This is a genomic window from Scandinavium tedordense (genome assembly GCF_024764965.1).
Classification (GTDB): domain Bacteria; phylum Pseudomonadota; class Gammaproteobacteria; order Enterobacterales; family Enterobacteriaceae; genus Scandinavium; species Scandinavium tedordense.
In genome coordinates, this window is record NZ_JALIGG010000053.1 from 283258 (window position 1) to 294473 (window position 11216).

Annotated in this window: 8 protein-coding genes and 2 pseudogenes; 3 read left to right on the forward strand and 7 right to left on the reverse strand. The window is 51.1% G+C overall.

Annotation, left to right across the window (positions count from 1 at the left end):
• Positions 1-12: 12 nt before the first annotated feature.
• The 4 genes from MUU46_RS09000 to MUU46_RS09015 all read right to left on the reverse strand — a co-directional run bounded on the left by MUU46_RS09000 (position 13) and on the right by MUU46_RS09015 (position 2896).
• The gene (locus tag MUU46_RS09000; protein WP_258965344.1) at positions 13-1086 is read right to left on the reverse strand and encodes a DUF2955 domain-containing protein; all 1074 of its coding nucleotides are present in this window, start codon (positions 1084-1086) and stop codon (positions 13-15) included.
• Positions 1076-2143 carry an HlyD family secretion protein gene (locus tag MUU46_RS09005; RefSeq protein ID WP_159761825.1) on the reverse strand — a complete coding sequence of 356 codons (1068 nt, stop codon included), beginning with the start codon at positions 2141-2143 and terminating at the stop codon, positions 1076-1078. Before MUU46_RS09005 ends, MUU46_RS09000 begins: the two co-directional genes overlap by 11 nt.
• An 11-nt stretch (positions 2144-2154) precedes the next feature.
• Entirely contained in the window at positions 2155-2613 is a 459-nt protein-coding gene (locus MUU46_RS09010) for a MarR family transcriptional regulator (protein ID WP_258965345.1), read from the reverse strand.
• Between the two features lie 121 nt (positions 2614-2734).
• Positions 2735-2896: a DUF1127 domain-containing protein gene (locus MUU46_RS09015; RefSeq protein ID WP_258965346.1), complete on the reverse strand. Its 162-nt coding sequence runs from the start codon at positions 2894-2896 to the stop codon at positions 2735-2737.
• Between the two features lie 178 nt (positions 2897-3074).
• Here MUU46_RS09015 and MUU46_RS09020 point away from each other — a divergent pair, with 178 nt between their 5' ends.
• Positions 3075-4487, forward strand: coding sequence for an aminotransferase-like domain-containing protein (locus tag MUU46_RS09020; protein WP_258965347.1), 1413 nt, complete (start codon positions 3075-3077; stop codon positions 4485-4487).
• A 100-nt stretch (positions 4488-4587) separates the two neighbouring features.
• The gene (locus MUU46_RS09025; protein WP_258965348.1) at positions 4588-4974 is read left to right on the forward strand and encodes a VOC family protein; all 387 of its coding nucleotides are present in this window, start codon (positions 4588-4590) and stop codon (positions 4972-4974) included.
• A 312-nt stretch (positions 4975-5286) separates the two neighbouring features.
• Here the strand turns inward: MUU46_RS09025 and fos are convergent, their stop codons facing one another.
• The 3 genes and pseudogenes from fos to MUU46_RS09040 all read right to left on the reverse strand — a co-directional run.
• Positions 5287-5691, reverse strand: a complete 405-nt coding sequence (gene fos / locus MUU46_RS09030; protein ID WP_258965349.1) for a fosfomycin resistance glutathione transferase — start codon at positions 5689-5691, stop codon at positions 5287-5289.
• Between the two features lie 118 nt (positions 5692-5809).
• Positions 5810-7933, reverse strand: a complete 2124-nt coding sequence (locus tag MUU46_RS09035) for a UvrD-helicase domain-containing protein (RefSeq protein WP_258965350.1) — start codon at positions 7931-7933, stop codon at positions 5810-5812.
• A pseudogene (locus MUU46_RS09040) lies at positions 7930-11091 on the reverse strand (MrfA Zn-binding domain-containing protein); the annotation flags it as partial. The gene MUU46_RS09035 and the pseudogene MUU46_RS09040, both read right to left, overlap by 4 nt.
• Positions 11092-11103: 12 nt before the next feature.
• Between MUU46_RS09040 and MUU46_RS23105 the strand changes: the two are divergent.
• Positions 11104-11216, forward strand: a pseudogene (locus MUU46_RS23105) (hypothetical protein); the annotation flags it as partial.

Sequence of the window (11216 nt, forward strand, 5' to 3'; positions counted from 1 at the left end):
CGGGTCTGGAACTCACGCGTTCGGGTTATTCACCACGAACCGCGTGGCGGCAAAGCGGTTGAGGATCAGGTGAACCAGAAACACCATCGTTAGCGTTGCCAGCAGCGACACGGTGACCGAAACCACGCGGTAAAGATCGCTGAACACCAGATCCTGTTCGGGATGGAGATTCTGCCCAAACATGATCCCGATGGTGGTAATGCTGGCAAATCCAACGCCTGCCCCCACTTTTTCCATCACGTGCAGGCGGGCACTGAACGCCAGCCCGAGGCCAATCAGCGGCATCATCAACAGCATATGGCTGCTGTGATCGTAGAGGATCAGCTGCACCAGCAGAATATACAGACAGGCCAGCACTACACCCACCACACGCCAGAGTGAGCTCAGTACTGCCCCTCGGTAATGCATCGGAAACAGGATAAGGATCCCTGCCATCAGCGCCGACAGTGAATCACTGAGATCGCAGACCTGGAAAATCACAAAGATAACCGTCGCCACCGTGCCGGACAGCAAGGATTCATGGCGCACGCGCGCCGCATTCTTTTCAATGCGCGGTGGCGGCTGGCGCGGTTCGACGTCGGGCAGAAGGAAGTGCATCAACGCACTGAGGCTAACGGCCATGACGCTGGCTTCCATATTGGACGACAGCAGCGTGTGCCAGCTGTTGGCGGGGTAACTCATAAAATTGAGCATCACGCTCTGGCACACCACGCCCATCGAGCCAAACAGAAACAACGGGCCCTGACTCATAAAGCGAAAACGCATCACGTAAAGCGCAAATACCACCAGCGTCATGACGATTGGCCATTGCGAAAGATAGCCGATGATCAGCACCATTTCGACACAGTTCAATGCTGCACTAAAGATAAACTGCGTTGCCACATGACGGTTAAAAACCGGCACCAGCGACAGCAGCATGACCGGATAAACGACAAAAAAGACGCCGTACTGCACGTTGTAGAAGGTGGAAATGCTGAGCGCAATCATCCCCGCGAAGACAATGCGCAGCGTCTGGCGAAAATCATTGGCGCTGTAGACGATGTTGTCGTGCGGGGTAAATACCCGCGCCAGGGTGTTAATAGACATAATGCAGCCAGCTTACGAGGTGAATTTGCACCCCGGAGAAAAAGCGGGCCAGCACACCTTCGCTGTTATATAGCTGCACCGTGGCACGCGCCCCGGTTGGCAGCGTTTTATCGATGGGCTCATCGAGCGCCACGTGAATGCGCATCCGCTGAGCATCACGTACCCAGCGGTTGGATTCTTCTGGTTGCGAAAGTTTGCCGCTAACTGCTTCCTGCCCGGCCAGGATCCCGGCATCGCTGCTGGTCACATGGGCGCGGAAAACGTTGCCCGGCAGCGCGTCAAAGACCACCGCCGCATCGGTTCCGGGCTGCGTATGGCGCAGGCTTTTTTCACGGAAATCCGCCACGATATCGGTCTCGTCATTCACCACTGCCAGCAGTGCGGTGCCTGCCGAAGCATACAGGCCGGGGCTTAACTGCAAGTTACTGACGGTGCCCGCCGCTTCCGCGCGGATTTTCGTCCAGCCCAAATCGAGCTGCGCCTCTTCCAGCGCGTTGCGGTATTTTTGCAGCGTGACGTTGCGATCATCGTGACGTTCGCCGCGCTGAATCTGCAAATTATGAATACTCGCGGTGATAGCACTCACCGACTGTTCGCTGTTTTGCCACGCGGTGCGGACGTTATCCAGGTCCTGCTGCGACACGTTTTGCATCGTCGCCAGACGCTGATAACGACTCAACGTTGCCTGATTATTGCGGGCAGTGATTTGCGCGGTTTTGAGATTGGCCTGCTGGGAAGCAATTTGCGCGTCCAGTTGCTGGTTGGTGAGCTTCGCCTGTTCCAGCGCGATTTGCGCCGCCTGCACCTTATTGATAAACGGCGTCGGGTCCAGCTCATACAAGAGATCGCCTTTTTTCACCGGGCTGTTGTTGTGCACGTAGACGTGGGCCACATAGCCGGAGACGCGCGACGAGACTGGGGTTACCACACGCATGACGGTGGAATCGGGCGTCAGCGGGATCCAGATATCCGCCACGATGAAATAGACAAACATCAGCAGGAAAGAGGCAATACTTACCCTTACCCAGCGGGCAAATTTTTGTTCGGGGCTCATCATTTTTTTAGGTCTTATTTAATGTCGTCGCGGATGTTCCGCATATTGCAGGCGAGTTGGTTAAGCGTGTTGCTGAAGGCGTCCATGACGTCGGCAGGAATATTTTCCGTGACCCGCTGTTGGCAGCTTTCGATCACGTGGGTCAACCGTTCGAGTACTGTACGGCCTTTCGGGGTCAGCATTAACAAGCGGCATCGTTTGTCGTACGGCGATATCGTACGCAGCAGATAGCCCTGTTCCTCGAGATGTATCAGCGTGCGCATCAGCGGCGGCAGTTCAATGCCCTGCACTTCCGCCAGTTCGCTGGTTGAGACGTTATCACCCAGTTGTTGCAGCTGCATCAACGTCGTCCAGCTGGACTGCGTCAGGCCGGTGTCAGTTATTGCGTTGTCGATAATGGCTCGCCATTGGCGCACCACCATCGCCATGCGCATCCCCATCGGGCGGCGGGCGAACAAAGCATCTTCAGTCATAGGGTCTCCTTAACAAGGCAGGAGAAGATTAATACTTACCCTGATAGGTATCAAGAAACGTCTTAGCGAAAGAGCATGGAATGCGAAATAAAAAACCCGGCGCTCAGGCCGGGTGATGCAATCAATAATCCTCGCGTCGCAGCCCAACGTCCTTCAGCTGCGCATCACTGAGCCGGTCCAGTTCCCGGCGCGTTTTCCAGATACGCCAGGTTTGTCTCAGCCAGCGGCCCATCAATACGAAGATTTGAAATGGCGCTTTCGCGCGATTCTCATGAAATTCCATCCTGCACCTCCTCACGCTGTCAATGACGCTATTTTCACCGCGAGAAGGGTTAACAATACAGATTCAAATTGTACTTTTATTTAACATACAGATCCGCTAAAACAGTATCTGCACGGCGTTTTTCACGCCAATCTGTACTGGTTTTGCCATCTGTATGGCATCAAATAAGGATACAGCGATGACGCGTTACCAGCATCTGGCGAATCTGATCGCCGAACGGATCGAACAGGGGCTGTACCGTCATGGCGAGAAATTACCGTCGGTGCGCGCGCTAAGTCAGGAGCACGGCGTCAGTATCAGCACCGTACAGCAGGCCTATCAGACGCTGGAAACGCTGCAGCTGATAACGCCGCAGCCGCGTTCTGGCTATTTTATCGCGCCGCGTAAAGCCCAGCCGCCTGTGCCGGCGATGTCACGCCCGGTGCAGCGCCCGGTGGATGTCACCCATTGGGATCAGATCCTCACCATGCTGGATGCACGCCACGACAAATCGATAATCCCCTTCGGCGGCGGATCGCCGGATATCACCCAGCCGAGTCTGAAACCGCTCTGGCGTGAAATGACGCGCCTTGTGCAGCATCATGCCACCGATATTTTCAGCTATGACGAACTCGCTGGCCGTCGCGAGCTGCGTGAACAAATCGCCCGCCTGATGCTCGACAGTGAAGCGGTGGTCAGCGCCGACGACATTATCATCACCAGCGGCTGCCACGCGGCGCTGGCGATTGCCCTGCTGGCAGTGTGCAAACCGGGCGATATCGTCGCCATTGAATCGCCGTCGTTTTACGGCACCATGCAATTGCTGCGCGGTTTCGACATTAAAGCGATTGAGATCCCAACCGATCCACAAACCGGGATCAGCGTAGAAGCGCTAGAAATGGCGCTGGAGCAGTGGCCGATCAAAGGGGTGATCCTGGTGCCGAACTGCAACAATCCGCTCGGTTTTATCATGCCGGATGCGCGTAAACGTGCGGTGCTGGCGCTGGCTCAGCGTCACGATATCGTCATTTTCGAAGACGATGTTTACGGTGAACTGGCGAACGATTATCCGCGCCCGCGCACCATCAAATCCTGGGATATCGACGGCCGCGTGCTGCTGTGCAGCTCCTTCACCAAAACCATCGCGCCTGGCCTGCGTGTGGGCTGGATTGTGCCTGGCCGCTACCACGACCGGGTGCTGCACATGAAATACGCCGCCACCGGCACCAACGTGCCCACCACACAGCTGGCGGTCGCGGCTTTCGTGCGTGAGGGGCATTACCACCGCCACATGCGCCGGATGCGGCAGATTTATCACAGCAATATGGAAACCTACACCTGCTGGCTGCGTCAGTATTTTCCGTGTGGAATTTGCGTCACCCGGCCCGAAGGCGGCTTTATGCTGTGGGTCGAGTTGCCGGAAATGGTCGATATGGTGTGCGTCGCAAAACAGCTGTGCGAGCTGAAAATTCAGGTAGCGCCGGGCACGCTGTTTTCCGCTTCCGGCAAGTACCGCAACTGCCTGCGCGTCAACTGCGCCCTGCCGACCACCGAGAAACACCGCGAAGTGATGGAAAAACTCGGAGAAGCCATTCATCTGGCGATGGAATAAACGTCGAGTGACCGCCGGGATCACACCCTGGATAGTACACGGTTTGAGCTGACGGGTTGTCGCGGCATACTCGGGAAAACACGGAATTATGGAGGTAAAAATGAAGATTGCGCACGTAGCACTGTGGACCCGCGACCTGGACGCACAGGCAGCATTCTGGCAGCGCTATTTCGACGGCACGCCGAATGAGAAATACCTCAGCAAAAACCGTCCAGGATTTGCATCTTATTTCATCACTCTGGCAGATGGCCCCACGGTTGAGCTGATGACCCTGCCGGAATTGCCTGACGCCCCGGACAACCGCGAGTTTTGCGGCTGGGCGCACATCGCGCTGAACGTCGGCGACAAGCAGGCGGTGGATGCGCTGTCGGCGAAAGCGAAAGAAGAAGGCATTCTGAAAAGTGGCCCGCGCATGACCGGGGATGGATATTACGAAGCGATCATTCTCGATCCGGATGGCAATATGATCGAGATTGTGGCGGACTGATCAATACGTTCCTCATGGCAGTGACGCCCTTCCCGAACGCCCAAAAATATCAAATAAAATCAATGATCCGTTGAGCCATCGGGCGGATCGGGTTTCGGGTTCCATGTTCCATAGCACCTGATGATGTCTTTTTAACTTGGTGTTTATGATGAACAACCGTTTTGCATTATGCAGCGTGCTGGCGTATGACGATCCGCTGGTGATTTACTATCCGGACTATGTGCCACCGCCGTCTAAATAGTGGGTGGCTATTTGCCCGGTGGTGCTGCGCTTACCGGGCTTTTGTTGTTTGGTCTGCTACTCTCAAACTTTTCAGTCAAAAAATACCATTCCGGAATAAGGTTTTTCACGACAGGCCGCCAGGCGCTGGGCCAAATTGCCGACGTGGATTTCAAGTTGATGACCGTCCGGGTCAAGAAAATAGAACGACTCCCCTTCGCTTTTGTTGTTTTTCCACACCGCCGCACCCTGTGCTTCGAGACGTGACACGAACCCCGCAAATTCAGACGCGGCAATGCTAAAAGCATAGTGGGTGTAATCACTCTTTTCAGTTACCGCCGCATCAATCGACAGACAAAGCCACAGATCACCGCAGCTAAAATACGCGCCGTTATCCCAGCGGGCATACAGCCGTAGCCCCAACTGCTGCTGATAAAAATCAATACTGCGGGCAAGGTCGGTGACTGCAAGGGTCAGGTGTGCTTTCACATGTGCCACTTGATTTCCTAATCCTTACCAAATCAGCAAATCAGTGGCCGATATTGATTAGGGCTAAAATGCAGATAACCAGAAGCTACAGCTTCTGGTTATCTGGTTATCTGGTTATCTAGTTGTATTACTCGCTTTCAGGCTCCAGTAAGAAACTAGGTTTACCGTATGATGAAACAAATAATCCTTTTACTGCACGTGTTGCTGCCACGTGAAGCAATGCTCGTTCATTGAACAACGCATCACGCTTTTCTACAGGATCATCTGAAGTGATGGCTTTCACCTCAGGTACAACACCATCGTTAATCCCGGCAAGGAAGACATACTGGAACTCAAGTCCTTTGATGCGATGCATCGTTGCCATACGCACCCCAGAACGTTGATCAGTATCACCGCTGTCCTGGCCTAAAGAATAAGTTTCAATTCCAGCATCATCTAACGCAGAAGCATAACGGTCATAGGCGTGCTTGGTACGGGCCGTTATACAAATATCCTGAGAGCGCACATTGTTAGTCAGTAACGCCTGAATCTGTTTAACGATGGTGACTGCTTCTTCTTTAAAATCGGTAGCATGCGTTATGGTTGGTAAATCACCATGCAGCAATGACAAATAATCATTGCTGGCATCAGCTTCACCGTCTAAGTTATCCACCTTCACTCCAGTCAATAATCCGACGGCAAACTGCCGGGTCTCTTCCGTCGTACGGTAGTTAATTTTTAGTTTCTTACTTCGGCGGCCACGGACATTGATGCCACATTGCCCCAACACAACCTTGTTGCGATAAATTCGCTGATGCCCATCACCGACAATAAATAGATCATTAGGTGATTCAGGCACCAGACTACGAATTAGAGTAAAGGCCGGAGCACCAATATCCTGGGCTTCATCGACCACAATGCTGCTATAAGGTAACTGAACCTGTTTTTCTTTAAACAGGACAATCGCTTCATGCATCGCATCCCCCATTTCACGCAATTTTGCGCGTGCCATTTGGGAACGAAACTCTTCAAATACAGGCCATATTTTGGCTCGCTGAATACGCGACAATGCCGTTCCTCGCCCTAGCCGACTAACTTTGAGGTAGTCTTCACGACTGTAGACCGCATTGGGTTGCACTACTCGAGCCCATTCTTCCGCGTAAAAATTATCAGATAAACCGAGCTCTGCTGGGGCTTGCTGCAAGGCATAACTCCAGCATTTACGTCGACCTTCATCGCTTTCATAAACTACACGGAAATCATAACCATGGCGTTTAAGTTGTTCACTCATCCAGGCATCAATATTAATAACTTCGATGCGAGCCATTTCTTCACGAGAACAAAGACGCTGTAAATTGGCGCGAATATCTGCAGCAAGGTTACGAGTAAAAGTCGTAAACAGAATTTTCTTGCCAGGTTGATCACCCAAACGTTGAGCAAGCCATCTTGCACGATGCATAGCGACTACTGTTTTCCCTGTACCTGCTCCACCCAATACACGAACAGGTCCGGTCGCTGGATTTTCTACCAACTTACGCTGACTGGGGTGCAAAAAGATTCGCCACTTTTCTAGTGGTGCATTAAGCATTTGCAGCAGTTCTTGCTCATTTTCCACTACATGGAATCGACGCTTACTGCGTTCAATAGCTTCGATGAAGTCGTTAGTATCGACAGGCACATCTTTGCGGTCGTTAAACTCTTCCAGAACCTCTTGGTAATCCAATCCTTCAGACAACCAATGAAGTGGCTCCCAGGCCTCTGCAGGCATAACGTTTTCAAGCTGGTTAAGCCCATCGACATCCGTAAGAACCATAACCTGATCGATAAATACAGGAGGAACACCTAGTGCCAGGATCTGATCAGCTGTATATGCAGCAAATAACTTAGGCTTATCTGGTGCAACAGGTTCAGGCACAGCCTTGATATAACTGATATCAATAACCTGAATCGCCCCCGTTAATGGGTGGATTGAACAATCATGACGGCGGGCCCAATCATAGGCCTCATCATGCTTGTCCACCCACATCAGCATATATATCGCGCCTTGTTCTGGTTTAAGCACAATACCGCGGTATATTTGATCTATGCGAACCGAATGGACATTGGTACTTCGGGCATCGTGAATCTTTTCGTAGTTCAGCCCGTTACTGGTCGGGTCCTGACGAAACTTAGAAATAAACTCCTGGACTTTCTTCTGCTGCACTTTTGGAATGCGTGCAAACGCTCCAAGAAAGCCATCAGAAAGTGCCACTTTTGGCAACTGAACCGTCATTTATCACCTCCTGACAGATATTTTAAAGTTTCTTCGCTGATAGGGCTTAACGCGACCTGCCAGCCATGTGTGGTGAAATGAGAAGCGAAGCTCTCATCCTCAAAAATAATTGCCTGTTTTTGATCAGGCCAGGCGAGATCCGCTTCTGCAATAATCTCACCCAGATCGTTTTGTAAGGCATAACCTGGAACCGGTGCGGCAAAGTCATGAGCCTGAAGCAAAGCAATTTCTTCACTGGTGAGTAATTCAAACTCAATAATTTCTGCCCAACTGGCATCTGACTGCACTTCTTGAGCTATTTCTGTCGGCAAAACGACTAATTTTTCTTGCGGCTGATGTATTGCTTTACGACTGGTAAACGACATATCAGGCAAAAATTGCAGCAGATTCACCAGGCGCCAGAAACCATAAAATCCAGCTTCATAACCGCTATCTTCTGAATGGCGGTCATCAAAGCAGAGATGAAGTCGTAATGCCTCACACAGCTGATCCGCTGTTGGCGTAGTCTTGAGATAGCTCTGAAGCAGTACTGATGCCAACTCAATAAATGGTTGAGATGAACCGCAACTGTCCAGGAGTCCGCCAAAAACAAAAGGTTCGTCGGGTAAAATCTGCTTCTGACGTACAGGTGAGGCATTTTCCTGCATTTCATAAGCATATTTTTGCTGGACACCTGGCTCTTGCGAACGCTTAACGTCCAGCCATACCCAGGCATGTGCAGCAGCCAGCTTTTTCCAAAGCGTGGTTTTTTGCTCAGGCTCAGTCAGATAATCAAGTAACAAATCGAAGCTGTTCCTGTCTTGTACCGAAGTATGCAAGGTCACAAAATTGACATCATGGAATCGGTTATAAACCGTAGGCTTTTTCATTTCCGGATTATGCAAAAGACCTAGTACATCCTGAAGATGCTTACAGCCCGCTTCGTTGAGGTCACGCCAACCGATAGTCCAGACATGATAATGCCCGCTATCTTTTATCGCTTGCCGTTTCTGAACGTCATCAAAAACGGTGTCTTTATGGAAGGCATAGCCATCCAGGAAAATCGCGACGGGCTTTATCTCTGCCGATTGTGCGATAGGGTAAAGTACGAAATCAGGTCGTGAAGGAATACCCACGCCCTCTTTCACCCCTAAATCTACCTGTGCTTTTAAATGCCAACTGGACGAAGACTCCGCTCGGGTATTGATAACCCAGCCTGCGCTTTGGTGCGCGTAGCTGCGGCTAACAACCAGGCTTTTTTGCTCCTGTAAGCAGCTGATAAATCGCTTCTCAAGCTCAGACCCCATCATTGCGTCGAGCGAAATACTATTGATGGTTTTAATTTGGCGAATTTTATCGCTGGCTTTAAGAATTTGCGCCAACAGTACGCGTGACTGGTCACGTGAAACAAACTTCATGCGCCCACGGTCACGATAGGCGTATACACAACGGTAACAGCCATCTTTGCTGGTATCGTGATTACAGCTACATTCCACTAATGCCTGATAGGCCTGCTGCAACAATTTCAGCAAATTGTCTGGCGTTCTCATCAGTTCTTTCAGAGAACCCGTTCCTCCCGGCACCGTATCGTAAATAACCAGATATTGCCGCCAGGATTCCCCTTCGTTTTCAGGTTCGCGATACACAATCCCTTTCAGGTGATCGACATTCCCTTTGAAGTAATGTTTCAACCCAAGTTGGATGGCCGCCCCAAGGGACGACTCAACAATGCGGTCATTACTGTAACTGGTTACAGGTAATAAAATACGCAGCGCTTCAGACTCAAGCTGGCGATAAAGATAGAGATAATCTTCAAACTTCGCTTTTTCTGGCTCACTGCGGTATTTACAGCTCAGATCATGATCTCGCCGCGGATCATTGTTACGCGGGCGTTTAACCATTCCACAGCTCAGACAAACCTGGAAACCAGTACGTCGCTTTTTGTCACCCGCAATCATCAACTCGCTGGCATCATCAGCCATCTTGCCGAAGTTAATATCGCGCAGAGTCACTTTACTCAAGAACTCAAAGCCAAACGGGACTTCACCTTCGTCAATGGCATAGGCCGCCGTGACATCCTGAGGTTCATAACTCACCAGTAACTGCCGCTGGAAGAAAGTCGGTTCGCGGCTATCACTTTCATCGCTGATTTGGCTATCGCGTGCACTGGCACGAGCATAGACCTGACGCAATTTCAGTAAGGTCGTTTTCTGCCCTGCATCAGCCCAAACAGGCGTGCCACATTTTGGACAGTACTTATGCTGATCACCCGTTTGATCGATATTTTCGCTGTAGTTGCAGTGGCTACATATCCGCCAGTTTTCAGGCTTCGAGACGTTAAGATCAATTTGTTCGATCTCTACTTTATGCCCACCAGCATAAAAGTTATTCAAGGGGGCTAGCTCAGCCAGCGCTGTGGCGGCAGGGCGTTCATACTCGTAGGTTGTATTCTGGAATTCACGTTCTTGCCCCCCTTCTTTACGCCTCCACAAAACAGAACGTAAAGTCACACCGGCTTCCGGGAAAGCATAGTTCGGCAGCAAGCCTTCATCAGTGAGGAAGTTCAGGGTCTGCTTGTCGTTTATTTGACGAATCAGTGACTGCAATGCTGAACGCTCAGAAGTCAGTTCACGCAAATCAGCTTCGTAATTTTGATCCTGAGGCGCAGCTTTTAACTTCTCGATGCTGTATTTCAACTTATCAATACGTGTACGCAGTGACTTGCGATCTTCGAGTAATTGCGCCAGTGCAGTATCTATTCTTTGTTCAAGCGAACGATAATCTTGCTCACCGGTGAGGTAATGGGTCAGTTGCAGTAAGGTATCAGCTTCCAGTTGCGGGAAAATCCCGGCAAAACGTTCAGCAATCGCCACACGATGTTCCTGCACATAGCGCAGGAAATTGTATGGGAAACCGCCCTTACGGCCAGTATCCAATTCATCGAGCATCTGCTTCACATTTTTACTGATTGCGGATTCCGGCACCCCTGTTTTTACCCAGTTATCCAGGCAGAACGCGGCGAGTTGTCGTTCGAGAATCGCCACAGCATTGAGAAATACACCCGGAGCCTGAACCTGCCCCTGCATCATCTCCAGCGGTTCTTCAAAGAAGAATTGGTCGTGCGGATTCCCTTCGGCAACAGTAATGTTTAATGCATTCCCGTCTTTACGACCGGCACGCGGCTTTGTTGAATAAATCGAACTTTTGCTGAGTTAAAGGATCAGATCACGCATCATCCGGCAACACGGGTCGTCCCATGGCAAAACAGAAGTTTAAAGTCACTAACTGGCGCAATTACAACAAA

Bases quoted from the DNA above. Each gene is read 5' to 3' on its own strand.
- MUU46_RS09000 (WP_258965344.1), bottom strand. From the start codon at position 1,086: ATGTCTATTAACACCCTGGCGCGGGTATTTACCCCGCACGACAACATC.
- MUU46_RS09005 (WP_159761825.1), bottom strand. From the start codon at position 2,143: ATGATGAGCCCCGAACAAAAATTTGCCCGCTGGGTAAGGGTAAGTATT.
- MUU46_RS09010 (WP_258965345.1), bottom strand. From the start codon at position 2,613: ATGACTGAAGATGCTTTGTTCGCCCGCCGCCCGATGGGGATGCGCATG.
- MUU46_RS09035 (WP_258965350.1), bottom strand. From the start codon at position 7,933: ATGACGGTTCAGTTGCCAAAAGTGGCACTTTCTGATGGCTTTCTTGGA.
- MUU46_RS09025 (WP_258965348.1), top strand. From the start codon at position 4,588: ATGAAGATTGCGCACGTAGCACTGTGGACCCGCGACCTGGACGCACAG.
- MUU46_RS09020 (WP_258965347.1), top strand. From the start codon at position 3,075: ATGACGCGTTACCAGCATCTGGCGAATCTGATCGCCGAACGGATCGAA.
- MUU46_RS09015 (WP_258965346.1), bottom strand. From the start codon at position 2,896: ATGGAATTTCATGAGAATCGCGCGAAAGCGCCATTTCAAATCTTCGTA.